This window comes from Micromonospora sp. NPDC007271 (genome assembly GCF_040634005.1).
Taxonomy (GTDB): domain Bacteria; phylum Actinomycetota; class Actinomycetes; order Mycobacteriales; family Micromonosporaceae; genus Micromonospora.
The window spans coordinates 1-25,900 of sequence record NZ_JBEYER010000047.1 but is presented as its reverse complement, the minus strand read 5'-3'; the positions used below and the strand labels follow the sequence as shown (position 1 = coordinate 25,900).

Sequence of the window (25,900 nt, the reverse complement as noted above, 5' to 3'; positions counted from 1 at the left end):
GGAGACCTCGTGAAACGCCGATCGCTGCTGCTGGGCGGCCTCGCCGTCACCACCCCGCTGCTGCCCGCCGTCCCTGCGGAAGCCGCCGCCCCTGCCACCGCCGCCCCGGCCGCGCCCCTGGCCAACCTCGCCCACCTGGACTTCCTCCGGCAGGACGTCACGCCGCCGCACCAGCCTGGGCACACCACCTACCGGCTCGCCGACACCCCCGCCGTCGGGGCGCTCTGGACCTACGCCGAACCCGGGCCGAACGGCGACTTCCGCCGGGTCGGCGGTGGCACCTACCACCCGGACACCGACACGTGGGGGCAGGGCGCCTTCAACGCCGACGACATCTCCCGCGCCGCCGTGGTCTACCTGCGACACTGGCGGCAGACCCGGGCCACCACGAGCCGGGACGCCGCCTACCAGCTCCTGCGCGGCCTGGCCTACCTGCAGACCGTCGACGGCCCGTACGCCGGCAACGTGGTGCTGTGGATGCAGCCGGACGGCACGCTCAACCCGAGCGCCGAGCCGAAGGAACTGCCGGACCCGTCCGACAGCGACGCGTCGTACTGGTTGGCCCGGACGATCTGGGCGCTCGGCGAGGGGTACGCCGCGTTCCGCGACGCCGACCCCGACTTCGCCGGCTTCCTGCGTACCCGCCTCGACCTGGCCGTCGCCGCCGTGCAACGCCAGGTGCTCGTCCGGTACCAGCAGTGGCAGATCATCGACGGGGAACGTACCCCGGCCTGGCTGATCGTCGACGGCGCGGACGCCACCGCGGAAGCCGTCCTCGGCCTCGCCGCCTACGTCGAAGCCGGCGGCGGCGCTACCGCCCGCCGGGCGCTGCGCCACCTCGCCGAGGGCATCGCCGCCCTCGCCGACGGTGGCGTGCGGGAGTGGCCGTTCGGCGCGGTACGTCCCTGGGCGCTGTCCCGTTCGGTGTGGCACGGCTGGGGCGCCCAGATGCCGGCCGCGCTCGCCCGGGCCGCCCAGGTCCTCCACGACCCGGCCCTCCTCGACCCGGCCGTCACCGACTCCGCCGTCTTCACCCCCTGGCTGCTCACCTCCGGCGGCCCGGACAACGGACGGCTGCCCACCCGCACCGACCGTACCCAGATCGCCTACGGCGTCGACTCCCGGGTGCAGTCGCTGCTCGCCGTCGCCGACGCCACCGGACGCCCCGGCTTCGCGCAGCTCGCCGCCCTCACCGCCAGCTGGTGGTTCGGCGCCAACCCGGCCGGGACGCCCGGCTACGACCCGCACACCGGCCGGGCCATCGACGGCATCAACGGCGACGGGCAGGTCAACCGGAACTCCGGCGCCGAGTCCACCATCCACACCCTGCTCAGCATGCTCGCCCTGGACGCCCGGCCGGAACTGGCCGCACTCGCCCGCCACACCGAGATCGTCGAACGCGTCGGCGCGGTCACCCTGGAGGCCGAGGACGCCGTGCGCCTGGGCGGCGCGGCCGTGGTCACCCCACCATCGGCGTGGACCGGTGAGGCACTGATCAGCGGCGGGTACGTCGACCTGCCCGCCGGGGCCGGGCTGCGCTGGCAGCTCCCGCCGGCCGACCAACCCCGGCTGGTGTCGCCCGTGGTGGACCTGCGTCCCGGCGTACCGGCCCGGACCGTCTGGCGCAGCGACGCCGGCCCGCTCGGCGAGGTCGACCACGCCCGGGTCGGCGCCCAGGGCAACTCCCCGGCGCCGGGCGCGCTGCTACCGGTCACCCTGCCCCGCGAACTCGCCGCCCACGCCACCGAACTGACCGCCGAGGCAACGGCCCGAGACACGGCCAGCGTGGACGCCGTGATGCTGGAGCCGCTCGTCTCCCGGCTCACGCTGGCCGGTGAAGGCTGGCGTACGACGCTGCTGCGCAGCGCCGCCCGGACCCCCCGGACCGCGGAGGTCACCGCCGGTGGCACCGGACCGGCCACCGTGGAGGTGTACGACGCGGCGGGCGTGCTCCGGACCCGGACCACCGGCACCGCCGTCACCCTGCGGGTCACCGTGCTGCCCGGCGGCTTCACCCTGGTCCGCCGGTGACCCGGACCCCACGACCGGTCGAGCCCTGGTGGCGCAGCGGCGTCTGCTATCAGGTGTACGTCCGCAGCTTCGCGGACTCGGACGGGGACGGGACCGGTGACCTGCCGGGGGTGACCGCCCGCCTGCCCCACCTGGCCGCCCTCGGTGTGGACGCCGTCTGGCTGACCCCGTTCTACCCGTCGCCCATGGTCGACGGCGGATACGACGTCGTCGACCACCGCGACGTCGACCCGCTCTTCGGCGCCCTCGCCGACGTCGACGCGCTCGTCGCCGAGGCACACCGGCTCGGCCTGCGGGTCGTCTGCGACCTGGTACCCAACCACACCTCCGACCGGCACGCCTGGTTCCAGGCGGCCCTTGCCGCCGCGCCGGGCAGCGCCGCCCGCCGCCGGTACGTCTTCCGCCCGGTCGACGACGACCAGCCGGACCGGCCCCCCAACGACTGGCAGTCGGCGTTCGGCGGCAGCGCCTGGCGGCGGGTGCCGAGTCCGGACGGCGGGCCCGACGAGTGGTACCTGCACCTGTTCAGCCCCGAGCAGCCCGACCTGAACTGGGACGACCCGGAGGTGCCGGCGGAGTTCCGGGAGATCATCCGATGGTGGCTCGACCGGGGTGTGGACGGGCTGCGCATCGATATGGCGCACGCGCTGTTCAAGCACCCCGACCTGGTCGACGCCGGGCCCGGGCAGCACACCGAGTTCCGGCGCAACCACCTGATGCCCTTCTTCGACCAGGCACCCGTGCACACCCTCTACCGGCAGTGGCGAACCATGGTCGACGCGGTGCCGGGGGAGCGGGCGCTGATCGGGGAGGTGTGCCTCTTCGACGCCGACCGGCAGGCCCGCTACGTCCGCCCGGACGAGCTGCACCAGGCGTTCACCTTCGAGTTGTTGGAGTGCGACTGGTCCGCCCCGGCGCTGCGGGACACCATCGGGCGCGTGCTCGCGGCGTACCGCCGGGTCGGCGCCCTCCCGGCCTGGGTGCTGAACAGCCACGACGCGGTCCGGACCGTCACCCGCTACGGCGGGGGAGAGCGGGGGCTGCACCGGGCCCGGGCCGCCGCCCTGCTGATGCTGGCGCTGCCCGGCGCCGCCTACGTCTACCAGGGCGAGGAGCTGGGACTGCCCCAGGTGGACCTGCCCGACGAGGCGCTCCGCGACCCGGTCTGGGAACGTTCCGGGCGAACCGTACGTGGGCGGGACGGCTCCCGGGTGCCGATCCCGTGGACGGTGGACGGTGGCACGTACGGCTTCTCGCCGGAGGGGGCCGATCCGCCGTGGCTGCCGCAGCCCGACGGCTGGGGCGCCTGGAGCGTGCAGCGGCAGATGGCCGACCCCACCTCCACCCTGGCCCTCTACCGGGCGGCGATCCGGCTACGCCGCGCGGCCGCCGACGGCCTGACCTGGTGGGACGCCGGGCCGGATCTGGTGGCGTTCCGACGCGGCGAGGGGTTCGGCTGCGCGGTCAACCTGGGCGACCGCCCGGTGCCGCTGACCGACGCCGGCCGGGTGCTGCTGGCGAGCGCACCGGTGCAACCGGCCGACGGGACCCTCCTGCTGCCACCGGACACCGCGGTGTGGCTGGCCCCGGCGTGCCACCATGCCGTGGGTCCGGAGGATTCCGGGGCCGACGTGTAACGAACCGGGTCGGGAGAGGAACCAGATGGAGCAGTTGGTGTCGGGGGAGGCCGCGAAGCTGCTGGGGCAGGCCCGGCGGGTGGTGATCTTCACCGGTGCGGGCATGTCGGCCGAGAGCGGCGTGCCGACCTTCCGGGACGCCCTCACCGGGCTGTGGCAGCAGTTCGACGCCCAGGCCCTCGCCACGCCGGAGGCGTTCCGCGACGACCCCGCACTCGTCTGGGGATGGTACGAATGGCGCCGCAGCGCGGTCGGCCAGGCCCGGCCGAACCCCGGGCACCTGGCCGTCGCCGCGATCGAAGCCCGCGTCCCGAGCTGCGTCCTCGTCACGCAGAACGTCGACGACCTGCACGAACGGGCCGGCTCGGTGGCACCGGTGCATCTGCACGGCAGCCTGTTCGCGCCGCGCTGCTCGGCCTGCGCCCAGCCGGCGGAGGTGCCGGCCGGGGTGACGGAGGAGCCGGCCGGCGGTCGGCGGATCACCCCGCCCCGCTGTACGCGGTGCTCGGCTCCGGTCCGCCCGGGCGTGGTGTGGTTCGGCGAGGCGTTGCCGGAGGCGGCCCTGAGTGCCGCCGTCGAGGCGGCGGCGACCTGCGATCTGCTGCTGACGGTGGGCACCTCCGGACTGGTGTATCCCGCCGCCGAGATCCCCCAGGTGGCGGCCCGCCTCGGGGCGGCGGTGATCCAGGTCAACCCCGAGGAGACGCCGCTCGATCACGTGGCCGAGGTCAACCTGCGCGGCCCGGCCGCCCGGGTGCTGCCCGCCCTCGTCGAGGCCGTCTGGGGCGGTGCCAACCGCGGGTGAGCCCGCCGGCCTATCCTGACCGGGTGGATCTGGAGTTCAGCGGCGAAATGTGGTTCTGGAAGGGCCCCGCGCCGTGGCACTTCATCACCGTCCTCGAGGAGCAGTGCGGTGACCTGGCGGCGGCCTCCGCGTCGGTGACCTACGGCTGGGGCATGATCCCGGTCACGGCGCGGATCGGAGGCACCGGGTGGCGGACGTCGCTCTACCCGAAGGACGGGCGGTACGTGGTGCCGGTGCGGGCGTCGGTGCGGAAGGCCGAAGGGCTCCAGGTGGGTGACGTGGTGAGGGTCCGCCTCACCGTCGACGGCTGACCGCCCGGCCTACGTCCGCAGGCGGGTGGCGCGGGCGTACGTGTCCGCCGGGTCCTCGCCCTCGGTGAGGTCCACGTCCTCGACGATCCGCCCGTCGCCGAGGCGGATCAGCCGGTCGCAGCGCGCGGCGACGGCCCGTTCGTGGGTGGCGAGCAGGATCGTCATGCCGTGCCGGTCGCGCAGGTCGAGCAGCAGGTCGAGGATCTGGGCGCCGGTGGTCGAGTCCAGGTTGCCGGTCGGCTCGTCGGCCAGCAGCAGCCGGGGCGCGCCCATCAGCGCGCGGGCGATCGCCACCCGCTGCTGCTGGCCGCCGGAGAGCTGGGCGGGCAGCGCCCGTTCCCGGCCGGCCAGCCCCACCGCCTCAAGCAGCTCACAGGCCCGCGTCGCGTGTCCGGCGCGGCCGCGCAGGGGCAGCACCGGCGCGATCACGTTGTCCAGCACGGTGAGCGCCGGCAGCAGGTGGTAGCGCTGGAAGACGAAGCCGACCCGCTGCCGGTACCGGGCCAGGGCGGCCCGGCGCAGCGCGGTCACCTCGACGTCGTCCACCGTGATGCTGCCCCGGTCGGCCTGCTCGATCGCGCCGATCAGGTGCAGCAGGGTGGACTTGCCGGAGCCGCTCGGCCCGGTCAGCGCCACCACCGACCCGGCGGCGATCTCCAGCGACACGTCGTCGACCGCGGTGAGTCGCTCGGCACCGGTGCGGAACTGCCGGACCAGCCCGGCCGTGCGGACCGTGCTACCCGTGGTCATGCCCATGATCACTCCTCTGCCAGAAGTCGAGCGGTGGGGAGGCGGCGCAGCAGCGCGGCCGGCACGAGCGCGGCCAGGCAGGTGACCAGCACCCCGGCCAGCGCGACGGTCGCTGCCACCAGCACCAGCGCCGCCGGCAGCTCACCGACCAGCCAGGCCGCCCCGGCCAGGCCCAGGCCCGCGCCGGTGAGCGCGCCGAGCGTGCCGAGGAGCAGGCCCTCGTATCCGATCAGGCGGCCCAGCGCGGCGTCGGTCCAGCCGGTCGCGCGCAGCGTCGACAGTTCGGCGGCCCGGTCGCGGATGTTGAGGTAGAGCACGTCGGCGACCGCTGCCGCGCCGAGCAGCACGGTCGCCACGGCCGCCAGGGCGTCCGCGCCGCGCACGCTCAGCGACACGGTGTCGCCGAGCAGACTGCCCACGATCGCACCCCGGAAGGCGTACGCGGCGGCGGCGACCAGGGTCAGCGCGGCCACCCCGATGGCCAGTGCGCCCGCGCCGAGCAGGGTGCGGCCAGGGGTGCGGACCAGATTCACCAGGGCCAGGCCGGGCAGGGTGCGCGGCCGGCGTACCCATCGGGCGGTGGCCACCGGCGGGCGCAGCGCGGCGGCCGGGTGGGCGCGTGCGGCCCGCAGCGCTGGCGCCAGGCCCGCGACCAGCGCCAGCAGCAGGGCCACCGGTACGGCGAGCAGCGCCTGCCGCCAGTCGACGCCGATGCCCAGCGCGGCGCCCAGGGGGAACGCCAGTCCAATCGCGAGCAGCCCGGCGGCCAGCCCCAGCGCGGCCACCTCGCCGAGGATCAGCGCCGCGATCCGGCGGGCCGGCCAGCCGAGGCAGGCGAGCACCGCCAGTTCGGGGCGGCGGTCCCGGACGGCGGCGGAGACCGCGTTGCCGAGGAACAGCACGCAGACCACCAGCACCAGCACGAAGAGCGCGGCGCTCTTGCGGTCCACGGCCTTGGTGATCGTGGAGGCGACCCCGAGCGCGGACCAGTTCTCGGTCAGCCGCAGCTCGGGGCGGCCGAACGAGCCGGCCGGCAGTTCCACGGTCTGCGGTGCCGGCGACGAGCCGAGGGTGATGTCGACGTCCAGGCCGGTCGCCTGGGCGATCCGCTCGGCGATCAGCCGGACCCGCTCGGCCGAGCGTTTGCTGTAACCGTCCACGTCGGCGACCCGTACCCGGATCGCGCTGATCGGGGCGGTGCGCTGTGGGCTGGTGCCGCCTTCCAGCAGCTTCGGCACGCTGGCCAGGTTGGTCAGCAGCAGCGGCGGAGCCGAGAGGTAGCCGGCGGGGTTGCCGCTCGGCTCCAGCGGCTGCCCGCCCAGCGCGGCGCGGCTGCGCGCGTCGGCGCCCGCCGCCACCGGCGGCTCGTACGTCTCCAGGGGCACCTTGCCCAGGTCGCTGAACCCGGTCAGCTTCTCCGGGTCGAACACGCCCACCGCCCGCCAGCGCCGGTTCGCGTTCGGATCTATCCGCAGGGCCAGCGGTTGTCCGGTACGTGAGCCGCGGTCGTCGGCCAGCCAGGGGCGGGGCAGCGGGTTGTTCGTGCCGTGAGCCCCGTACACGTGGGGCGCGACCGGTGGCTGGGCGGCGGCGCGCAGGCTGGCGTCGGGCGACCTTTCGTACCGCACGTCACCGGACTGCACCACGCGCTGCAGTTGGCCGACGCAGCATCCGGTGTCGGTGAGCCCGGCGGAGAGCGTGGCTCGGTGGCCCTCCGCCACGCTGGACCGGCGCTCGCCTGCCGGGATGCCGGCGGGTGCGCCGAGGGTCTTCTCCAGGTCCAGCGCGGGCACCCCGGCGGGGCTGACGCCCGGTAGCCGGGTCAGTCGGGCGGTCAGTGCCTCGTCGATGAAGGGGCGGGCGGTGAGCAGGACCGGCAGTTCCCGGTTGACGTAGCCGTCTCGGGTCTCGGTGACGGTGTCGTCGTCGCGGAGGGCTCGGCCCGCGGTCACCGCGTCGGAGAGGCCGACGAGGCTATGCTCAGCGGCCGGGTCCACGGCGGCCAGCAGAAACGGCACGGTCATGTCGTACGCCATCACGAGCCGGTCCGACGTGGTCGTGCTTTGGTAGCCGCCCCTCGGGACGCCGGGTGCGATTTCGAAGCGGCCGTCGGGCCGCAGCCGGACGACGTCAACCGACCAGTCCGCGCGTTCCGAGTAGGTCCCCCGTTCCCCGGTCAGCGCGAATGCCGGGTGGCACACGGGCAGTGACCGCCCGTCCGGCAGCACCTCCCGTGGGACGGGGCCGCACGGGAGGTCGTAGGGATAGGAGCGGCCGTCGGAGTACTGGGCCGATCGGCTGTCCACCGTGAGGCGGGGGTAGATGATCGGGTTCTTCGTGACGTACACGTAGCGGGCCTTGCCCGGCGCGGCGGAGAGGTCCCGTTCGGCGACGAAGGTCGGGTCGACCCGGATCACCTGGTGGGTCAGCGACCGGTCCACTGCGTCGGTCAGGTCCAGCGGGGTCGGCACGGCAGAGGTGGAGTAGCCGAGCATGGCGATGGGGGCGGCCACCTCGACCCCAGCGACCGCCTTGACCTGGTCGTACTGGGCGGTGGTGATGCCACCGTAGAGGCCGGAGAGGTAGTTGGGGCGGACCAGCCCGCGCTCGGCCTCCGGGGGCGTGCGTGTCCCCTTGGGACGGACCAGGATGTCGTACGCGGCCCGGGTGGTCCGTTCGACGGTGCCGGTCACCGCCAGGCGGGAGGTGGTGGTGGCGCCGGTCAGGACGACGAAACCGGTGGTGGCCACCAGTACGCCGGCCAGCAGCGCCACCGACCGTCCCGCACGGCCGCGCAGCTGTCGCCAGACGAAGTTGAGCATGTTGCGCCTCCCCGTGTGCTGAGGACACTCTGCGCGATACATTGTGACAATGCAAGACCCGTACGGGCCGGAGGTGCCCGGACCGGATTGGAGGAGACGGTGGCGATCCAGCACGCGGTTCTCGCCCTGCTCGCCCACGGCCCCAGCTACGGCTACGAGCTGAAGAGCGCCTTCGAGGCGGCCGTCGGCCCACAGTGGGGGCCGCTCAACATCGGTCACCTCTACCAGATCCTCGACCGCCTCTCCCGCGACGAGCTGGTGGTCGCCGAGCGGCAGGCCCAGCCGGTCAAACCCGACCGGGTCGTCTACGAGATCACTCCGGCCGGCCGCGCCGAGCTGGACCGCTGGCTCGCCGAGCCGAGCCCCCGCAGCGGCGGTTTCCGGGACGACTTCTTCCTCAAGGTCACCGCCGCGGCCCGCTCGGGGGCGGCGGAGACGGTCCGGACGGTGCTGGGCAACCAGCGCGGCCACCTCATGCGGGAGCTGCGCAACCTCGACGCGCTGCGGCGCGCGGCCGACGACCCGGTGGTCCGGCTGCTGCTCTCAGCCGCCAGCCGGCACGTCGAGGCTGACCTCGCCTTCGTCGACGACGCCGAGTCGGCCCTGCTCGCCGACGGTGGCGCCACGCTCGCCGAGCTGGCCGCCCACACCGCCGGGACGACGACGCACGACGCCCCCGGCCCGGCCCGCGCCGCCAGCTGACCGGCTCAGGACCCGGGGCGACGTACGCAGACAGGTGAGCACCGCCAGCACCATGCCTGGCCCGACCCGGCAATGGCCGGCCGATCCCCGTGCGCGGACCGGCCCGGGGCGCTGGACTGGACGTATGCGTATCCATCGCCTCGGCTCCTACAGCTGGCTGCTCGCCGCACCCCTGTTCCTGGCCGCGAACGTGATCACCGGCCTGGCCTGGCGGCATCCTCGGTTCAGCTGGGCCACCAACAACATCAGCGACCTGGGCAACGTGACCTGCGGCAGCTGGGGCACCAGTCGGCCACGCCCGGTCTGCTCGCCGTGGCACGGGGCGATGAACGCGGCCACGGTCCTCACGGGTGTGCTGCTCGCGCTCGGGGTGCTGCTCACCTGGTCGGCGCTCGGCCGCGGCGTGGCCACGACAGCCGCGCGCCTGCTGACGCTCGCGGCTGCGGCCGGGTACGTCCTGGCCGGGGCCTACCCGGCGGACGTGCACGAGAACAACCATGTCCTCGGTGCGGGGCTGATCTTCGTCCTGGGTAATGCCGGGATGATCGTGGCGTCGCTGGCCCGCCGGTCACCGGTCCTGCGCCCGGTGCGTCCGGTGAGCCTCGCGCTGGGTCTGATCGGCCTGGCCGGCACGGGCCTGTTCGTCGCGCAGGTCGACCTCGGCCTCGGGGTCGGCGGCATGGAGCGGGTGGCCGTCTTTCCGCTGCTCGCCTGGGCGGTCGTGCTGGCGGTGTGGCTCCTGCGCAGAGCACGGCGGCCAGAACCCGGCCACCGGCGCTAGGCGCGGGCGACCAGGTTCACGGCGAGTTTGCCATGATCGACCCATGTCGCCTGCCGTAGCCGAGTCGTGGAACATCATCGTGGGCTGGCTGGGCCGGCATGCCCCGCTCGAGTTGGCCCTGATCCGGCCACCGGCAGCCGAGGACGACATTCGCGACGTCGCACAGCGCGTGGGCACGGCTCTGCCGAACGATCTGGTCGCCTGGTGGCGGCGGGCGGACGGGCAGGCCGGCAAGGGCGCCCTGCTGCCGCCCTTCTACTCGCCATACTCGATTCGGAGAGCCCTGGACAGTCGCGATGTGTGGATGACGGCCTGGAACGGGGTGATGGAACAGGCGTCCGCGGACCAGTTCGCCGCATACGTAGCGCAGGAGAATCGGGCGCCAGCGGGCTCACCCTGCAAAGGCGCCTGGCTGCCGCGCTGGTTGCCGATTGCCGGCGACGGCGGTGGCAACGATCTCTTCGTCGACCTGCGGCCGGGTCCAGCCCACGGCTGCGTGCGACAGTTCCTCCGCGACGACGGCGCCAGTGACACCGCATGCTGGAGCAGTGTGGCGGCGATGCTCGCCGAGGTTGCCGACGCACTGACACAGGACAGCCCCGTTTCTGGAAGCCGGATCTGGGTCGACGACGACGGTGCGATGTCGTGGGACAGCGACAGAAGTCGCTGGTCCGGCGGCGGCAGCGCACCGGTGAACGTTGCGAGACTGCGCCAGCAGTATGCCGCCTTCGTAGCCGAGGTACGGTCGGCCGGCTTTGGTCCACCAACGGCCGGCTCATGGTCGGCCGAGTGGATCGCCGCGCACGTTGCGCGCAACACCGAACTGCTCATCGCCGCCACCGAGGCGGTGCTCGCTGACGACCCGGTCGGCCGCGAACAGCGGCGGGCCGCAGCGTGGGCCGCGCGGGACTGGACGCTGCACCGTGAGCTCATGGCTTCCGCGGAGCGAGCCGCCGCCAACATCCGCTACGACAACGCGGACGCAATGGACCCGAACACCCTTGATCGCTACGCCGCTGGCGGGCTCGCCACGCTCGCCGACCAGGTCGAGCAACTCGGTGTGCACCTTTGCGATCTGGTCGAGCCCCTCAATCGGGGCCGACCGTCCGCCCACGTCCGCATCATCGACGCGGGCATCACCATCCTCGACGAACGACAGGGCTGGCTGGGAGTGCTGAACGCCCTGTGGGCACGCCAACTGCCGCTCCGCACCCGCCAGCTGCGCGCACTACGCTGACCTCCGCTGCGAACCACGCGCCGATGCGGAATGAGCCGTGGGCTCAAGCCGCAAACCGATGTACCTGGAGTTGTCTGGACCTGCCCGGAATTCTCCGTCGGGCTTCCAGCCACGTCGGGCGTAGAACTCTCTCGCGCGCCTGTTCCGTTCCCAGACCTCGAGCATGCCGACAGGTAGCGAAGCCTCGTCCAGGTATCGCACGAAGGCTGCATGCAAGATGCTGCCGATGCCTTCGCCCCACCTGCTGGGGATGACGTGAATTTGATACAACTGGCCGGTCTTGCTGGCGTCCGCCTTCGGCGACAGCGGACGACCCATCGCGGCGATGCCAGCGACGCAACCGCCGGAGACGGCACAGAGAACCCTCTTGTGCGGTGATTCGATCGCCGCCGTCCATCCGGTCCGTTGTTCCTGCGCCGACGTGGGATTCACGATTGCCTCGGGAGCCAGCCCGCCGGCTCCGTAATACGCCACGCGTGCCTGGGTGTGTACGTCGATGATGCCGTCCAGGTCGACCAGGGTCGCTTCTCGTACTGAAATCGGGTCGCTCATGCCCGCAACCTCCCAGTGTCAGGTTGCCGCCGCATAACACCGGACGGCCACCTTCTGCTCCGCACTCCACTGCTGTTCAACGGTGGCCAGCAGTTGCCAGCCGAGCCGCTCGTACCAGGCTGCCGCCGCGGTGTCAGAAGCCACCACGTCGAGCACCGGATGCAAGCCGCGATCCCGTGCTTCTGCGACAGCCTGCGCCATCAGCAACACACCGATCCCGTGGCCGCGGGCCCACGGGGCGACGAACAGCCGGTTGACCACGGCGGTCGCGTCGATGCTCACCCCTGCACGAGCGCTCCACAGCCCAGGTGCCGCGTCTTCCACGTCGCTCCGGGCCAGGCCGATATGTCCGGCAACGCGACCGTCCAGCTCCGCCACCCACGAGGCGATGTGCGATGGCGGCGTGAGCCATGCCCCCGGGAGGTCGGGCCAGTTCACCGGATAGCCGTCGTGCTCATGGACCTCTGTCAGCACCCGCACACAGTCACCGAGGTCGCGGTCAGTCCGCTGTCGGACCCTCGGGGGTACGCCCGCCCCGGACCCGCTCTCGCTCGTCACTGGGGCATGGAAACACGGTCGAAGGGCCCGTGACCAGCGACTTTCGCAACAGACCCTAGCCTGCCGGGGTGCGGGACCGGGCGAGGACGTCACGCCAGGCCCTGACCGCCTCCGCCGCGCCGGTCACCGTCACCCCGGGACCGCCACCCGTTCTGAGGAAGTCGAGCAGCGCCGACGGCTCGCCGCTCATCTCCACCTCCGCCGAGCAGGGCGACGGTGCCGGTCGTACGTCCAGCCGGCCGGCCTCCACCACGAAGAGCACGGGCGCGTCGCCGGTGCGCACCAGGACGGTCAGCCCTTCCAACTGTGCCAGGTCGGTGCCGTCCAGGAGCAACGGCGCGGCCAACCGCAGCCAGTGGCTGCGGAAGGCGTCGTCCCCCTGCCCCGGGGACAGCAGCGGCGCGCCCCACTGTGCGAGCGCGTGGATGACCGGTTCCACCGCGCGGCCGCGATCCGTGAGCCGGTAGGCGGCCGCCGACGCCGGACGGGGCAGCCCGACCCGCTCGACCAGTCCGTCGCTCTCCAGCTGTCGAAGCCGCTCGGCGAGCAGGTTGGTGGCGATGCCGGGCAGGGCGTCGCGGAGGTCGGAGTAGCGGCTGTCCCGGATGAGCAGCTCGCGCAGGATCAGCATCGTCCACCGGTCGCCGAGCACGTCCACGGCGCGGGCGACGGGACAGAACTGGCCGTACGAGCGCATGGAACAATCCTAGCATCTGCTTTATTTTTTCAAGTAGACGCTTTAGTTTCTTTTCTATGGCTGATCCTTCGTCACGGCGATCGCCGTGGTTCCTGCTGGCGCTGCTCTGCCTGGCCGTGTTCACCATCAACGTGGACACCACGATCGTGAACGTGGCGCTGCCGGCGTTCGTCCGTGACCTGCGCACCGACACCCGCGAACTGCAGTGGATCGTCGACGCCTACAACCTGGCGTTCGCCGCCTTGGTGCTGGCCTTCGGCAGCCTGGGCGACCGCTTCGGCCGGCGCGGCATGCTGGTCGCCGGCCTGGTGCTGTTCGCGCTCGCCACCACGGCCGGGGCACTGGTCGACACGCCGGCCCAACTGATCGCGGTACGCGCGGTCATGGGCGTCGGCGCGGCCATGATCTATCCGACCACCCTGTCGATCCTCACCAACGTCTTCACCGAGCGCGGCCCGCGGGCCGTCGCCATCGGCATCTGGGGCGGAGTCACCGGGCTCGGCGTGGCGTTCGGCCCGATCGTGGGTGGCTGGCTGCTGACCCACTACTGGTGGGGCAGCGTCTTCCTCGCCATGGCCCCGCCGGCGGCGCTCGCCGCCGCACTGGCGGCCGCCACGCTGCCCACGTCCCGCGACCCGGCCACCCCGCCGCTCGACGTCCCCGGTCTCGGGTTGTCCAGCCTGGCGATCGGCGCGCTGGTATGGACCATCATCGAGGCACCGGACCAGGGCTGGACCTCTCCACGCTCGCTGGCCGGCTGGCTGCTGGCGGCACTCCTCGCCACCGCCCTCATCGTCCGGGAACGGCGGGTGGCCCACCCGATGATCGACGTACGGCTCTTCACCAACCTGCGGTTCAGTGCGGCCAGCGGCGCGGTGACGATCGCCTTCTTCAACCTGTTCGGCTTCATCTTCCTCGTCACCCAGTACTTCCAGTTTCTCCGGGCCTACTCGGCGTTCGAGACGGGGCTGCGGTTGACGCCGGTGGCGGTGTCCATCGCGGGCGGCTCGGTGCTCGGCACCAGGCTGGCCGTACGGATCGGCACGCGCCGGGTGGTGGCCGGAGGTCTTCTCCTGCTCGCCGTCGCCTACGCCTGGATCTCCACGCTGAGCACCACCACCGGCTACCCGGAGATCGCCGTGCAGATGGTGCTGCTCGGCGGCGGACTCGGGCTCACCAGCGCCCCGGCCACCGAGGCCATCATGGGTGTGGTCCCGGCGGCCAAGGCCGGCATCGGCTCGGCGGTCAACGACGCCACCCGGCAGGTCGGCGGCACGCTCGGCGTAGCGGTCATCGGCAGCGTCTTCGCGTCGCTGTACCACCACGGACTGGCCGGACTCGGCGGGGCGGTCCCCCCGTCGGCCGTCGGCGCGGCCCGTGACTCGGTCGGCGCGGCGCTGGCCACCGCCGCCGAGTTGGCGGCGGCCGGGCACACCGATCAGGCCGTCACCCTGGCCGCTGTCGCCAGCGCCGCCTTCTACGACGGTCTCCGGGCCGGCTGCCTCCTTGCTGCCGTGGTCTCCGGGCTTGCCGCGCTGGCGGTGCTCCGGCTGCTGCCCGACCACCCGGCGTCGTCGGCCGGAGAGCCACCGGTACCCGGCGACGCGGCCGGCGAGGTCGACCTGGCGCGTCGCGCAGGCGACCGCGCCGGTCTCGACCTGCCCACCCAGCAACCGAAATGATCCCGAAATTCACGGCCAGATCATCATCATGGGCGACTGGCCCGCCACCACGCTCTAGTCACGCACCCGCAGCCGCAGCACCTCGCCGTGGCCCACCAGCGTGCCCTTGTTGGCGAGGTAGATCGTGCCGTCGCCGGCGACTGCGACGCCGGTGGGCGTGACGAGGCCGGACCGGGCGAGTTCGGTGCGCGAGCCGTCGCGTTCGACCCGGATCAAGGCGCCCGTCGGGTCGCCGCTGAGCAGGCCGCTGGCGAAGATCTCGAGGACCAGCAGCCGGCCCTTACGGTCGAAGGCGATGTCGGCGATGTTGGTGAACCCGTCGGCGGCGACGGTGGGTGCCTGACCCGGCACCACGCGCCACACCTTCGCCCCGCCGACGGGGAACGGGAATCCGGTCAGCTGGCCGACGTAGAACGCGCCGTCCGGGCCGGTCGCCACGGTGGTGGGCACGAACTGCATCGGCAGGTCCGGCCCGCCGAACGGGTTCGGAGCGGGTGTCGTCGGGAAGACGGCGAGTGTGGAGATGCGGCCGTGACGGTCGAGCCGCAGCAGGTCGTTGCCGCCGGCGTCGGTCACCACGGCGCCGTCCCGGTACGGCAGCAGGCCGTACGGATTGCTGTCCGGCCCGCTGCCGGGCTGGTCGCCGTCCGGGTTGTTCGCCGCCTCGTATCCGGCCAGGTCGGCGAAGGCTCGGGCGCCCGCGGGCCCGAGCCGCACGGTCTGGCCGATGAGCACCCCGGCGGGACCCAGCTGAGCCCGACGCGCCGGGTCCGTGCCCAGGCCGATCGTGACGAGTGGCCCGGCGGCGGTCAGCGCGATGTCGTGCGGGCCGAGCACCTCGGACTGGTTCGTGGTGCCCAGCGACGGGAGCCCGGTGACGACCCGCTTCTGGTCGTGCCCCTGGATCGCGGTGATCGCGCCCGTGGCGCCGAGGCAGAAGGTCTGGTCCTGGCCGCCGACGATGCACGGCCCCTGGCCGCCTCTGCCGGCCTCGGCCACGAGCACCACACCCCGGGGCGTGACCGCCAACCCCCGGGGATTGTCGAGCCCGGTGGCGACGACCGTCAGGCCGTCGGCGCCGGGCTTGCCTGCGGCCGCCGTCGCCGCGGCGGGTGCCGACGCGATGACGAGCCCGGCGACCGCGACCACAGCGCTGGCGGACCGTGCGAGTCTCACCATTCGTCTCTCCTCCTGGCTTCCCTGCCGACCCTGGCATGGGCTCTAACGGTCGACGCCGCCATCCGGTTCCGGTTCCGCGCCCGGGCGCTGCCAGGCCTGCCGGTGGGCGGGGGGACCGCCGGGTTCGCCGGATTCGCAGGCCGGTCGGGCTCGGCTCAGGGCTGTGCAGGTGAGCCGAAGCGCCAGAACCAGCCAGGCTAAAGCACGCTCCGGCCTAACCCGCCCTCCCGCGCCGGCCTCCGCCGCACCGAGGCGAACGCGAGACCACTACATATTTCGATTGATCGAGATTATGCTCGGGTCAGTTCCGACGCGATCACAACGGAGGTGCCCGTGAGGAAGATGACCATCCGCCGCCAGAGCACGCTACGCCTGCTGTCCGGTGCCCGGCGGCTCTGGATCGAGTGGTGCTGGTAGCAGCCGGCACGGCGGGCGCCCCCGGGCGCCCGCCCCTGCGGCGATCGACCCGCCCGTGACGGGCGACCTCGGCCGCTACGACTGCCACCGCGACCACGGACCGTACGCCGGGGTCGCGTCCTTCCTCGCTCGGATCGCCACCGACCGTCCCCGCCTCGCGTCCCGGCACAGGGTCGAGTTGTACGCCATCGCACCCCGGCTCGCCCCTGCCGCCCGGCGGGCCGCCGAGGAGGAGCCGATCCGCTTCCATCCCGCCCGGCGTACCGCGTACCTGGCCTACGGCGCGGCGGAGTTCGTGGCGGCCTGGGCGGGTTCGCTGCGGCGCCCGGTCACCGTGCGCTTCGACCACGTCGACGACGCCGACGAGACCACCCGCGAGCTGCTGAACACCCTGGCCCGGCGACTCGGGCCGTCCCCGCTGCGGCTGGACCTGCGCGGCGGAGGCAGCCGCGAGCCGGCGGCGGCCGACCCCACGCCGGAGACGATCCGGATCGCCCTGGGCGACAGCCTCGCCCGCGGCTTCTACCACCACGCGGCCCGTACCGCCCGGCGCGGGCGGGCCGCCGTGACCCCGGACGGCGACCTGCGGCACTGGTGGGCGTTCACCACCGGCCTGGCCACCGCCCTGGCGGCGCTGGACCGCGCCACCGAAGCGCTCGACCTCTACCACGAGGCGCGGGCGGCCACCGACGACCCGAAGATCACCATGTCGGCCGCGTACGCCACCGCCATGCTGTACACCCGGCACCTGCCGGCGGCCGACCAGGACCCGGCGCAGGCGCGGCACTGGCTGGCACGGGCGCTCCACCTCGCCGCCAAGCTGGACGACCCGCGGCAGCGGGTGCTGTCCACCGTCTTCTACGAGCAGGGCCTGGCGCTGCTGGACAGCCGGGCGGGCGAGCCGGGCCGCGCCCTGCGACTGATCGACGACGGGCTGGCCCGGCTGTCGGCGGTGCTCGCTCCCGGCGAGCGCCCGCAGGACCTGGCCCGGCTACGCCACAACCGGGCGCAGGTGCACCTGGCCCTGGGGGACCCGGCGCAGGCCCTGGCCGACCTCGACACCGTGATCGCCCACGATCCGGACAACTGCGAGTACTACGTGGACCGCGCCGCTCTGCATCGGGCGGCCGGCCGTTCGACGGCCGCGATCAGGGACTACGGCAGCGCGATCCGGCTGGGTCCGCACCTGCCGGAGGCGTACTACAACCGGGCCGTGCTCCAGCAGGAGCGGGGCCGCCTCGAACGGGCGCGTGCGGACCTGGATCGGGTGCTCGCCATCGACCCGGGGCACCTCGACGCCCGGATCGCCCTGGTCAACCTGCACGTGGAACGCGGCGGTCTGGACGCGGCCGAGGCGAGCGCGCGGGCCGGGCTGGCGCTCGCCCCGCAGGAGCCAGCGTTGCTGTGCACCCTCGGGCTGATCCGCTCGGAGCGCGGCAGCCTCGCCGAGGCCGACGAGCTGCTCACCCGTGCCCTGGCCGGCGAGCCGGGGCTGGTCGAGGCGTGGACGAACCGGGCCGCCGTGCGGTTCGACCGCGGGGACGTGGCCGCCGCCGTGGCGGATCTGGATCGGGCGGTGGCGCTGTCCGCGGCGCCCGTGCCCCGCTACAACCGGGGTACGGCGCTGATGCGGCTGGGACGGTGGGACGAGGCGGCCCGCGACTTCACCGCCGCGCTCGCCCAGCCCGGCCTCGACCGGGCGCTGCGCCGCGACCTGCGTGCCGAACTTTCCCGCTGCCGCCGCGCCATGGCCCGCTGACCGCCCGGCGGCCTGCAGCCGAGCGGTTCAGGCGGGTCTCCGGCCCCAAGCCGAGATCATGGGCGAGGTGGCGAGGTCGAGGAGCCCGGTCGCGATGTTGTTCAGATGCTGGTCGATCTCCTCGTCCGTGGCCAAGCCGGCAGCGATCAGCCGGTCGCGGATCTGCCGCACGGTGGCCTGTTCCAGCAGGGCGCAGGCGGGACCGCCGACCGGGAAGAAGGCGTCGGCTTCGACGTCGACCAGTCCCGCCTCGCGCAGCAACCGCGGTAGCGTGCGCCCGTAGGACAGGTCGACGCCCCGCTGGGCCATCAGCGTACGGAAGTCCCGCTTGAGTTTGTTGGCCAGCCGCTGGGCCGGACCTGACTCGTCCGGGCAGACCAGCGGCTGCATCATCGGGTCGGCCTCCTCCAGCAGCAACCAGCCGCCGGGCCGTAGCGCCGAGACCATGGCGGCGAGCGCCGCGGCGCGCTGCGGAACGTGTACGAGGACCAGGCGCGCGTGCACCAGGTCGAATCCATCCCCCGGCGGTGGATCGGCGCCGACGTCGTGGCAGCGGACCTCGTAGTCGGCGTCCGGGGCCATCCACGAGACGTCGAGGTCGGTGGCGAGCACGTGCCCCGTCGGTCCGACGCGCTCGGCGAGCCAGGACGGCACGCTCGGGCCTCCCGCGCCGACCTCCCAGCATCGCCAGCCGGGTGCGACGCCGAGCGCGTCGATGTGTCGAAAGGTGGACGGGTTGAACAGCGTCGCCAGGGCGTCAAAGCGGACACCCGCCTCCGCCTGCTGATTGTCGAGCAGGTAACCGCCATCGTCAGCCACGATCGCATCATCTCAACCGCTGATGGCCGCGCCCATCTCGGCCGCGCCGGGGTGGCTTGCCCGAGCAGCGGAGCGTGGCGCTGGTGGACAGGTTCGACGGCTGGATGCCCCGGTCGGTTCAAGCCCGCGGGGCCCGTCGTTACGCGGTCAGTTCCACAGCTGGAAGAGGTCGCTGCCGGAGCAGGCCCACTGGATGATGTTGCCGTTCTGGCCGACGGTCGACGCGTCGGCGTCCAGGCAGGTCCCGGAACCGACGTTGTGCAGTCCGGCGTTGGCGTCGCCGTTGGTGTTGAGCTGCCCGCTGCCCGAGAACCACCACCGCTGGTAGGAATCGCCTGTGGTGTCGCAGGCCCACTGGGCGATCCGGCCGCCGTTGCGTACGTCGGACGAGATGGCGTCCAGGCACGTGCCGGCTCCGACGTTCTGGAGCACCGGGTTGTAGTTGTTCGCCCCGACCACCACGCGCCACTGCTGGTAGGTGTCGCTGCTGTTGCAGGGCCACTGGGCGATCCGGCCGCCGTTGCGCACGTCCGACGAGATGGCGTCCAGGCAGGTACCGGCGCCCCGGTTCTTCAGCTGGAACGAGAACCCGGAAATGGCGCTGCGCGCCGTGTCCAGGTAGTTCCGCCAGGCCCCGTTGTTGTACGTCGACCACGGGGACCAGTTGCTGCCGTGGTTGGAGATGTTCCACGCCGCGTTGGCGTTGCACTGCACCTGGTAGGCGCAGGCGTCACTGACCTCGGGGTGCCAGTAGTTGTTGATCTGCCACAGGCCCCGGTCGATCGAGCCCGGGTTCTGGCCCGTCGCCGACGGGTTGCAGCCTGACTCGGCCATGGCGACCGCCACGGCGACCACGATCTGCCGGACGTTGCCCGCGGAGGTGCTGACGTTCGCGGTGTACGAGAAGCCGGCCTTGGCGGCCACCTTGGCGCAGACCGTGGCGGCGGCGGAGGCCGTCGCGGTCATCGTGTCCGTGGGCACACCAGCTCCCGCGTTCAGCGATGCCGGCACCTGTCCGGCGGTACCGGCGGTTCCGCCGGCCGAGGCCGACGCCGCGCCGAGCGGAACCATCAACACGGCGGCCAGCGCCGCGGCCAACACTCGCGCCGGCCGAATCCGGCCGGCGCCCCGCCACCGCGGGAACCTTCTGCTTACGGGCTCGGATCGCACACCTGCCTCCTAAGGACGAGGGCTCTTCACCGGGACTCCTACGGCCCCCTGCGCACTCCGAATGCGAGCAGCTACTTATGATAGATCTAAATACCTAGATGCAGTGACTACGGATCGAGTTTCCGGACCACTTCGGTGGCGACGTCCTGGCCGAAGCCGGGGCCTGGCATGATCGCGACGATTGACGGAGCCGTGCGGTGGCCTTCTCGACATCTGCACCATGACGGCCTGCTCGTACCGAATTTAGGGTCATGCCACGTGCACTCTTCGGCCGCGCGGTTCCCAACCTGCGCTGAGGGTCGCCGAGGGAGAATGCCAAGGGAGAATGTGGTGAAGACGAAACCCCTCGTGGCGGGTGCGGTCGCGCTGGCAACGGCTGTGGTGGTGCAGCTGTCCGGAGCCGGTGCAGCATTCGCCGACGAGCCGCCAGGCTCCAGTCCGTCCGACAATTCCGCCCATGGAGGTCCGGCCCTCGAGGACGTCCACAACGTCCCGACCACCGCCGTCGCGGGCAACGTCACGTTCATCGACAACGTCAGGGGAGTCAGCGGCTACTCGGCGCTGAACTTCATCAACTACGACAAGTACGGCTACGACTTCATGTTCGCCAACGGCACCGGCGGCCTCGCCGTCTGGTCGCTGAAGGACCCCGAGCACCCGGCCCTGGTCTCGAAGATCACGGCGGCCGAGCTGCGCCTGCCGGGGGACACCCAGGATCGGTTCTGGGAAGGCGAGAACATGACCGTCGACCCGAAGCGCAAGCTGGTCTTCCTCATCCGGGACCCGCGCGGCTTCGGCGGCACCGTCAAGACCGGCCAGTCCGGCGTCTACATCGTCGATGTCAAGAATCCGTGGAAGCCGGAAGTCCTTCCCTTCCACCCGATTCCGGCCGGGCACACGGCCACCTGCATCAACGACTGTAAGTACCTGTGGTCGGTCGGTCCGGCCAACACCGGAACGCCCGGCCAGGACCCCTCCTGGAACGGCGTGCCGGTGCGGGTGACCGACATCCACGACATCAAGCACCCGTACACCTTCGACCGGGCGGTCGATCTCGGCCGGCACGACGGGGTCACCGACTACGTGCACAGCGTTGACGTCGACAAGGACGGCATCGCCTGGGTCTCCGGTGAGGGTGGCGTACGCGGCTACTGGACCGAGGGCAACCACTACGACCCGGTGCTGAAGCGCAAGCGCGTCGCCACCGCGTACGACCCGGTGCCGTACGCGGGCGGGACCGTCGTTGCCACCAACCCGGCGGGCACCGACTTCTTCGACTTCTTCGACCACAACGCCTACCACAACACGGAGAAGGTCGGCGACTTCGAGAAGGGCGAGCTGCTCTACATCACCAACGAGAACATCAAGACCTGCTCCCAGGCGGGCGAGTTCAAGATCGCCTCGTTGAAGGGCAGCTACGACGGTGAGGGCTGGCGTTCCACGCCGGAGAAGCCGTTCCGGCTGGAACTGATCAGCCACTGGTCGCCGTGGGGCAAGGAGGGGTCGGCCACCACCGGTAGCTGCTCCGCGCACTGGTTCACGGTGAACGGCAACATTGTGGCGCAGGGGTGGTACGGGCAGGGCACCCGCTTCATCGACGTGTCGGACCCGAGGAACCCGACCCAGGTCGGCTACTTCCGCGTACCGGCGGGGCCGGGCGTGACCGGCGGTTCGGCGTCGGCCGTCTACTGGCACAACGGGCTGGTCTACGTCGCGGACTACAACCGGGGTGTCGACGTCCTGCGGTTCGACGGCAAGCTGGCCGGCGAGCCGGACAAGAAGATCTGCTGGAACTCGTGCGACAAGTAACCGTCTGAGTGAAAGTACCGGCCCGAGCGTGGCAACCGCTGCGCCCGGGCCGGCTTTCGGTGGTGACGGACATGGAGGTGGACGATGCGACGCAGAGGTGCCGCGCGCGTGGTCGCGCTGGGCACGACCGCGCTGGTGGTGAGCGGTCTGCTCGCCGGGTGCTCTGCCTCCGACGACGGGGGAGCCCCGAAGCCGCGGGGCGAGATCACGTTCGGGGTGCTGGCCCCGCTTTCCGGGGACATGGCCGAGCGTGGGCGGGATCTCGTCGACGGGGCGCAGATGGCTGCCGCCGAGATCAACGAACACGGCGGGGTTCTGGGGCGGCAGGTGAGGCTGGCCGTCGAGGACGGCGGCTGCGCGCCGGCGACCGGCGCGCAGGCGGCGACGGGGCTGGCCGCCAAGAGCGTCGCGGGGGTGATCGGCGGGATGTGTGAGGACGCGGCGGTGGCGGCGGCGAAGGCCCTGGCCGCCGGTGGCACGCCGTTCCTGGTCTCCTCCGCACGCGCCGACCGGCTGCTCGAGGCCGGGTCGGCGTCGGTGTTCCCGATGCAGGGCACGGTCTACCAGGAGGCGCTGGCGGCGGTGCACTGGATGGGCTACCGAAGCCCGCAGCACGTGGCGGTGCTCGGTGACGGCTCGCCGGCCTCGCAGCGGCTGTCGGGCCTGGTGACCGACCGGGTCAAGGCCGACGGCCTGGCGGTGAGCACGCGCAGCGCCGCAGCGAAGGATCCCGATCTCGCCGGCCTCGCCAGGACCGTCACCGGCGCCAAGGCGGACTTCGTCTACTGGACCGGGGCGGCGGAACCGGGTGGACGGCTGGTGCGCGCACTGCGTCAGGCCGGCTACACCGGCTATCTCATGGCCTCCTCCGAGTCCGACAGCCCGGAGTTTCTGCAGGCGGCGGGCGAGGCGGCCGAAGATGCCTACCTCACCACGGCCGCGGGACCAACCCTTCTCCCGACGGCGGCAGAATGGGCTGAGCGCTTCACGGACCGCTATCGACGGCACCCGGGCCGTGACGCGATGCAGGCCTACGACGCGCTCCGCGCGCTGGCGCAGGCGGTGCGCCAGGCGGGGGACACGGATCCCTCGAAGGTCGTCGACAACCTCCCGCGGCTCCAAGACTTCACCACGTTCACCGGGACGCTCCGCTTCGCCGCCGATCACTCCCTGATGTACGACAACTACGTCATCGCCCAGGTCAAGGGCGGCAGGTTCACCCTGGCCAGCAAGCTGCGCACGGATTAGCTCGGATGACACCCAGTAGACACTCCGCCGGCCGTCGTTGGGCCTGGCTGGTCACCCGGCTGGCGGTGGTCGCGCTCCTCGCGGCCGGCGGCCTGGTCACGGACTTCCTGTCCGCCGCGACCACGCATCCGGCGTACGCGCACGCCTACCTCCTGGAGACCTCGCCGGTCGATGGCGCGGTGTTCGCCTCGCCCCCGGCGGAGGTCCGGCTGCGCTTCAGCGAGGCGGTGAGTTTCAACGAGCGGTCGATTCAGCTGCTCGATGTGACCGCGAAGAAGGTGGCGATCGGCACCCCTGGTCACGTGGACGGCAAAGCCAACACGGCACGGGTGAGCCTGCCCACGGACCTGGCCGAGGGAACCTACGTCGTGGCCTGGCGGGTCACGTCTGCTGATTCGCACGTGGTGTCGGGTGCGTTCAGCTTCAGTGTCGGCCACCCGAGTTCGCTGGCCGCCCCCGCCGGGCAGGACGCCGACCCTGCCGTCCCGGTCGTCGACGCGGTCGGCCGCGCCCTGGCCTTTCTCGGTGCGGCCGTCGCCCTCGGTGGCGCGCTGTTCGTAGCCGTACTCTGGCCCGCCGGCCGCACCGACCGCCGTGGCCGGCGCATCGTGTGGTCAGGATTCGCCGCGCTGGCCGCCGGCACCGTGGTGGTCCTGCTCGTGCAGGGGCCGAACGCCGCCGGCACGTCGCTGGCCGGAGTGTTCGACCCCGACCTGCTCGGCGCGGCGCTGTCCACGCGGTTGGGTCACGCGCTGCTGGCGCGGCTGGTGATCGTGCTCGCACTCGGCGTGGCCTTCGGGATCGCCGTGCATTCCTCCGCTCCCTCTGCAGGGTCGGCCGGTGTCGTAGCGGCCAGCAGCACCACCCACCGGGTCATCCTGCCCGCGGTCGCCGGGGTCGGCGCCGTCGCCCTGACGTTGACCTGGACGTTGGCGGATCACGCACAGACCGGCGTGCAGACCTGGCTGGCCGTGCCGGCAGCCAGCCTGCACCTGCTCGCCATGGCCCTGTGGCTGGGCGGTCTGATCACGCTCGTGGCCTGCGTGCTCATCCCGGCCGGGAGGCGGGATGGCACCCATGTCATCTCCCTGGCGCCGGTGCTGCCGAGGTTCTCCCGGCTTGCGCAGATCTGCTTCGCGGTGATCGCGGCCACCGGGGCGTATCTGGCCTGGCGGCAGGTGGGGTCGTGGGCCGCTCTCGGCGCGACCGCCTTCGGGTGGCTGCTTCTCGGCAAGCTCGCCGCCGTCCTGGCCGTGGTGGGTCTCGCCGCCGGAGCGCGGCGGTTCGTGCGCCGGCGCAGCCGCGACCCCCTCGGCCTCGACGCCGCCCCTTCCGCCGCGGTGCGCCGGCTGCGCCGCTCGGTCGCGGGCGAGGTCGTGCTCGGGGTCGCCGTCGTGTCGATCACGGCCGTCCTGGTCAACACCGCCCCGGCCCGCACCAGCTACGCACCGCCCGTACACACCACCGTCCCCATTCCCGCCGCCGCCGCGGAACGAGCCGGCGCGGCCACCGGGCTGCGGGGCGCCTCGGTCGAGGTGACGATCGAGCCGGCGAGGTCGGGAAGCAACGTGGCCGACATCTACCTCACCGGGCGGGACGGCTCCCTCATTGCGGTGCCCGAGATCACCGGCGAGCTGGAATCACCCAACCGCGAGGTCCCAGCGCTGCCCGTCAAGGTCACCGCGGCCGAACCCGGCCACTACGTGGCGAACTCGATGTCCATCCCGTTCCCCGGGGCGTGGGTGCTGCGGCTGGACATCCGAGTCTCCGACTTCGACGAGACACCCGTGCGCGTCCAGTTCACGGCACGCTGAAAGGTTGGTGACACACATGCGAGGCGCTGACCAGGAGGCGTCCCGGAGCCGGTCGACCGCGGTCGCCGCCGGCCTGCTCGCCCTCGGCGTCCTGGCAGGCTGCTCCAGCGGGGCTCCCGAGCCCCTGACCAAGCCGCCCTACACCGTGGACTCCGTCCGGTTCGGCCTCGTCAAACCCAGCGACCTGGGCGACGGCGCGACCGAGATCAAGGACAACGGCCACTCCTCGCACGTCATCTACACGCCCCCGAACAGCATCCCGACCTGCCCCTACATCCAGCGCTCGGAGGACGTCGAGGTCGACGTGGAGCCGGCGATCGAACCGGTGGGTGGCAATCCGACCGGGCGATCCATCGTCGCACCAGAGCTCGTGGGGCCGTCGTCACTTCCGGTCGTCACACAGGGCGCGGTGGTCTTCCAGAGCGCCTCGCTCGCCGACACCACGATGGACACCGTCGTGGCCGAGTCCGCCAAGTGCCCGGCAACGTTCAGCGTGCTCGGTGGGCCGCCGTCCGTCGTCGGCGACTACAAGGTGGGCAGCCGCCCGATCGAGATAGCCGGCTGGAAAGGGTTCGCCCAGCATCTCGTGCACACCTCGCCCCCGGAGGTGAACCCGGACACCTACGACGATCTGGTCACCGTCGTGGTGCACAAGGCGAACGCCATCGTCTACGTCGGCTACGCGCAGATCAAGTCCGTGGGCCAGCGCGCCGACTCCGACGAAAAGGTCAAGGCGTTGATGAAGACCACGCTGGCCCGCCTGGGCTAGCACCAACCAGCTGTCGGAAGTGGAGGAAGGGTGAGAGTCATACCCGGTGGAAGAAGGGGGAGGGGTAGAGCCCTCCGGAGAGGCATGGCCGCGCTTGTGACGGCGGCCGCGCTGCAGATCTCGAGTGTCGGCGCGGCCTACGCGGACCCGGTCGGTCCGGTCCGTCCCGGCACGGTCGGGTCGGCCCAGGCCGAGGCGATCAGCCTCCAGAATCAGGCGGACGCGGCCGCGAAGGACGCCGCCAGGGCAGCCGCCCGCTTGGACGCGGCGAAGGCCAGGGCGGAGGAGGCGGCACAAGCGACCAGATGTACCCGACGATCAGCGGGCTGATCAGGTACGGCAGCGAGAAGA

Annotated in this window: 22 protein-coding genes; 14 read left to right on the top strand and 8 right to left on the bottom strand. The window is 72.4% G+C overall.

Going from position 1 to position 25,900, the window contains the following annotated elements; all coding sequences use genetic code 11:
• Window positions 1-9: 9 nt before the first annotated feature.
• From ABZ570_RS18275 to ABZ570_RS18260, 4 genes are read left to right on the top strand one after another with little or no spacing between them, the layout of a single operon-like run.
• Entirely contained in the window at window positions 10-2,031 is a 2,022-nt protein-coding gene (locus ABZ570_RS18275; RefSeq protein WP_358064432.1) for a hypothetical protein, read from the top strand.
• The gene (locus tag ABZ570_RS18270) at window positions 2,028-3,668 is read left to right on the top strand and encodes an alpha-amylase family glycosyl hydrolase (protein WP_358064429.1); all 1,641 of its coding nucleotides are present in this window, start codon (window positions 2,028-2,030) and stop codon (window positions 3,666-3,668) included. The genes ABZ570_RS18275 and ABZ570_RS18270 overlap by 4 nt, the downstream gene beginning before the upstream one ends.
• A gap of 25 nt (window positions 3,669-3,693) precedes the next feature.
• On the top strand, window positions 3,694-4,473 hold the full coding sequence (locus ABZ570_RS18265) for an NAD-dependent deacylase (RefSeq protein ID WP_358064426.1): 780 nt from the start codon (window positions 3,694-3,696) through the stop codon (window positions 4,471-4,473).
• Window positions 4,474-4,496: 23 nt separating this feature from the next.
• The gene (locus ABZ570_RS18260) at window positions 4,497-4,784 is read left to right on the top strand and encodes a DUF1905 domain-containing protein (protein ID WP_358064423.1); all 288 of its coding nucleotides are present in this window, start codon (window positions 4,497-4,499) and stop codon (window positions 4,782-4,784) included.
• Between the two features lie 9 nt (window positions 4,785-4,793).
• On the opposite strand, the gene ABZ570_RS18255 is transcribed toward ABZ570_RS18260, so the two are convergent.
• Together ABZ570_RS18255 and ABZ570_RS18250 are read right to left on the bottom strand one after the other, a co-directional pair.
• The gene (locus ABZ570_RS18255; protein WP_358064420.1) at window positions 4,794-5,534 is read right to left on the bottom strand and encodes an ABC transporter ATP-binding protein; all 741 of its coding nucleotides are present in this window, start codon (window positions 5,532-5,534) and stop codon (window positions 4,794-4,796) included.
• Window positions 5,535-5,542: 8 nt separating this feature from the next.
• A complete protein-coding gene (locus ABZ570_RS18250; protein WP_358064417.1) occupies window positions 5,543-8,356 on the bottom strand; it encodes an FtsX-like permease family protein in 2,814 nt (937 codons plus the stop codon).
• A gap of 99 nt (window positions 8,357-8,455) precedes the next feature.
• Here ABZ570_RS18250 and ABZ570_RS18245 point away from each other — a divergent pair, with 99 nt between their 5' ends.
• From ABZ570_RS18245 to ABZ570_RS18235, 3 genes are all read left to right on the top strand, one after another.
• Window positions 8,456-9,058 (top strand): PadR family transcriptional regulator, encoded by a 603-nt coding sequence (locus tag ABZ570_RS18245; RefSeq protein ID WP_358064414.1) that lies wholly within the window; start codon window positions 8,456-8,458, stop codon window positions 9,056-9,058.
• A gap of 124 nt (window positions 9,059-9,182) precedes the next feature.
• Window positions 9,183-9,839 carry a DUF998 domain-containing protein gene (locus tag ABZ570_RS18240; RefSeq protein WP_358064411.1) on the top strand — a complete coding sequence of 219 codons (657 nt, stop codon included), beginning with the start codon at window positions 9,183-9,185 and terminating at the stop codon, window positions 9,837-9,839.
• A gap of 43 nt (window positions 9,840-9,882) precedes the next feature.
• Complete coding sequence (locus tag ABZ570_RS18235; protein WP_358064408.1) at window positions 9,883-11,076, top strand: SMI1/KNR4 family protein; 1,194 nt, start codon at window positions 9,883-9,885, stop codon at window positions 11,074-11,076.
• Here ABZ570_RS18235 and ABZ570_RS18230 read toward each other — a convergent pair.
• The 3 genes from ABZ570_RS18230 to ABZ570_RS18220 all read right to left on the bottom strand — a co-directional run bounded on the left by ABZ570_RS18230 (window position 11,068) and on the right by ABZ570_RS18220 (window position 12,883).
• Window positions 11,068-11,628, bottom strand: coding sequence for a GNAT family N-acetyltransferase (locus ABZ570_RS18230; RefSeq protein WP_358064405.1), 561 nt, complete (start codon window positions 11,626-11,628; stop codon window positions 11,068-11,070). The two genes, ABZ570_RS18235 and ABZ570_RS18230, sit on opposite strands and share 9 nt — an antisense overlap.
• Window positions 11,629-11,646: 18 nt before the next feature.
• Entirely contained in the window at window positions 11,647-12,102 is a 456-nt protein-coding gene (locus ABZ570_RS18225; protein ID WP_358064402.1) for a GNAT family N-acetyltransferase, read from the bottom strand.
• Between the two features lie 139 nt (window positions 12,103-12,241).
• On the bottom strand, window positions 12,242-12,883 hold the full coding sequence (locus ABZ570_RS18220; protein WP_358064399.1) for a helix-turn-helix domain-containing protein: 642 nt from the start codon (window positions 12,881-12,883) through the stop codon (window positions 12,242-12,244).
• Between the two features lie 56 nt (window positions 12,884-12,939).
• Between ABZ570_RS18220 and ABZ570_RS18215 the strand changes: the two genes are divergently transcribed.
• Window positions 12,940-14,565, top strand: coding sequence for an MFS transporter (locus tag ABZ570_RS18215; RefSeq protein WP_358064396.1), 1,626 nt, complete (start codon window positions 12,940-12,942; stop codon window positions 14,563-14,565).
• Window positions 14,566-14,619: 54 nt separating this feature from the next.
• On the opposite strand, the gene ABZ570_RS18210 is transcribed toward ABZ570_RS18215, so the two are convergent.
• Complete coding sequence (locus tag ABZ570_RS18210; RefSeq protein ID WP_358064393.1) at window positions 14,620-15,744, bottom strand: ScyD/ScyE family protein; 1,125 nt, start codon at window positions 15,742-15,744, stop codon at window positions 14,620-14,622.
• A 472-nt stretch (window positions 15,745-16,216) separates the two neighbouring features.
• Between ABZ570_RS18210 and ABZ570_RS18205 the strand changes: the two genes are divergently transcribed.
• Window positions 16,217-17,920, top strand: a complete 1,704-nt coding sequence (locus ABZ570_RS18205; RefSeq protein WP_358064390.1) for a tetratricopeptide repeat protein — start codon at window positions 16,217-16,219, stop codon at window positions 17,918-17,920.
• Window positions 17,921-17,947: 27 nt separating this feature from the next.
• Here ABZ570_RS18205 and ABZ570_RS18200 read toward each other — a convergent pair whose 3' ends face one another.
• Window positions 17,948-18,739: a methyltransferase domain-containing protein gene (locus ABZ570_RS18200; protein ID WP_358064387.1), complete on the bottom strand. Its 792-nt coding sequence runs from the start codon at window positions 18,737-18,739 to the stop codon at window positions 17,948-17,950.
• A 147-nt stretch (window positions 18,740-18,886) separates the two neighbouring features.
• A complete protein-coding gene (locus ABZ570_RS18195) occupies window positions 18,887-19,720 on the bottom strand; it encodes an RICIN domain-containing protein (RefSeq protein WP_358064384.1) in 834 nt (277 codons plus the stop codon).
• Between the two features lie 519 nt (window positions 19,721-20,239).
• Between ABZ570_RS18195 and ABZ570_RS18190 the strand changes: the two genes are divergently transcribed.
• The 5 genes from ABZ570_RS18190 to ABZ570_RS18170 all read left to right on the top strand — a co-directional run bounded on the left by ABZ570_RS18190 (window position 20,240) and on the right by ABZ570_RS18170 (window position 25,879).
• Window positions 20,240-21,718: a hypothetical protein gene (locus ABZ570_RS18190; RefSeq protein ID WP_358064381.1), complete on the top strand. Its 1,479-nt coding sequence runs from the start codon at window positions 20,240-20,242 to the stop codon at window positions 21,716-21,718.
• An 84-nt stretch (window positions 21,719-21,802) separates the two neighbouring features.
• A complete protein-coding gene (locus tag ABZ570_RS18185; protein WP_358064378.1) occupies window positions 21,803-22,966 on the top strand; it encodes a branched-chain amino acid ABC transporter substrate-binding protein in 1,164 nt (387 codons plus the stop codon).
• 5 nt (window positions 22,967-22,971) lie between these two features.
• The gene (locus ABZ570_RS18180; protein ID WP_358064375.1) at window positions 22,972-24,780 is read left to right on the top strand and encodes a copper resistance protein CopC; all 1,809 of its coding nucleotides are present in this window, start codon (window positions 22,972-22,974) and stop codon (window positions 24,778-24,780) included.
• A 16-nt stretch (window positions 24,781-24,796) separates the two neighbouring features.
• Window positions 24,797-25,549, top strand: coding sequence for a hypothetical protein (locus ABZ570_RS18175; protein ID WP_358064372.1), 753 nt, complete (start codon window positions 24,797-24,799; stop codon window positions 25,547-25,549).
• An 84-nt stretch (window positions 25,550-25,633) separates the two neighbouring features.
• Complete coding sequence (locus ABZ570_RS18170) at window positions 25,634-25,879, top strand: hypothetical protein (protein WP_358064369.1); 246 nt, start codon at window positions 25,634-25,636, stop codon at window positions 25,877-25,879.
• Window positions 25,880-25,900 lie beyond the last annotated feature (21 nt).

Bases quoted from the DNA above. Each gene is read 5' to 3' on its own strand.
- ABZ570_RS18265 (WP_358064426.1), top strand. From the start codon at position 3,694: ATGGAGCAGTTGGTGTCGGGGGAGGCCGCGAAGCTGCTGGGGCAGGCC.
- ABZ570_RS18255 (WP_358064420.1), bottom strand. From the start codon at position 5,534: ATGACCACGGGTAGCACGGTCCGCACGGCCGGGCTGGTCCGGCAGTTC.
- ABZ570_RS18250 (WP_358064417.1), bottom strand. From the start codon at position 8,356: ATGCTCAACTTCGTCTGGCGACAGCTGCGCGGCCGTGCGGGACGGTCG.
- ABZ570_RS18240 (WP_358064411.1), top strand. From the start codon at position 9,183: ATGCGTATCCATCGCCTCGGCTCCTACAGCTGGCTGCTCGCCGCACCC.
- ABZ570_RS18235 (WP_358064408.1), top strand. From the start codon at position 9,883: ATGTCGCCTGCCGTAGCCGAGTCGTGGAACATCATCGTGGGCTGGCTG.
- ABZ570_RS18230 (WP_358064405.1), bottom strand. From the start codon at position 11,628: ATGAGCGACCCGATTTCAGTACGAGAAGCGACCCTGGTCGACCTGGAC.
- ABZ570_RS18220 (WP_358064399.1), bottom strand. From the start codon at position 12,883: ATGCGCTCGTACGGCCAGTTCTGTCCCGTCGCCCGCGCCGTGGACGTG.
- ABZ570_RS18215 (WP_358064396.1), top strand. From the start codon at position 12,940: ATGGCTGATCCTTCGTCACGGCGATCGCCGTGGTTCCTGCTGGCGCTG.
- ABZ570_RS18210 (WP_358064393.1), bottom strand. From the start codon at position 15,744: ATGGTGAGACTCGCACGGTCCGCCAGCGCTGTGGTCGCGGTCGCCGGG.
- ABZ570_RS18185 (WP_358064378.1), top strand. From the start codon at position 21,803: ATGCGACGCAGAGGTGCCGCGCGCGTGGTCGCGCTGGGCACGACCGCG.
- ABZ570_RS18180 (WP_358064375.1), top strand. From the start codon at position 22,972: ATGACACCCAGTAGACACTCCGCCGGCCGTCGTTGGGCCTGGCTGGTC.
- ABZ570_RS18175 (WP_358064372.1), top strand. From the start codon at position 24,797: ATGCGAGGCGCTGACCAGGAGGCGTCCCGGAGCCGGTCGACCGCGGTC.
- ABZ570_RS18170 (WP_358064369.1), top strand. From the start codon at position 25,634: ATGGCCGCGCTTGTGACGGCGGCCGCGCTGCAGATCTCGAGTGTCGGC.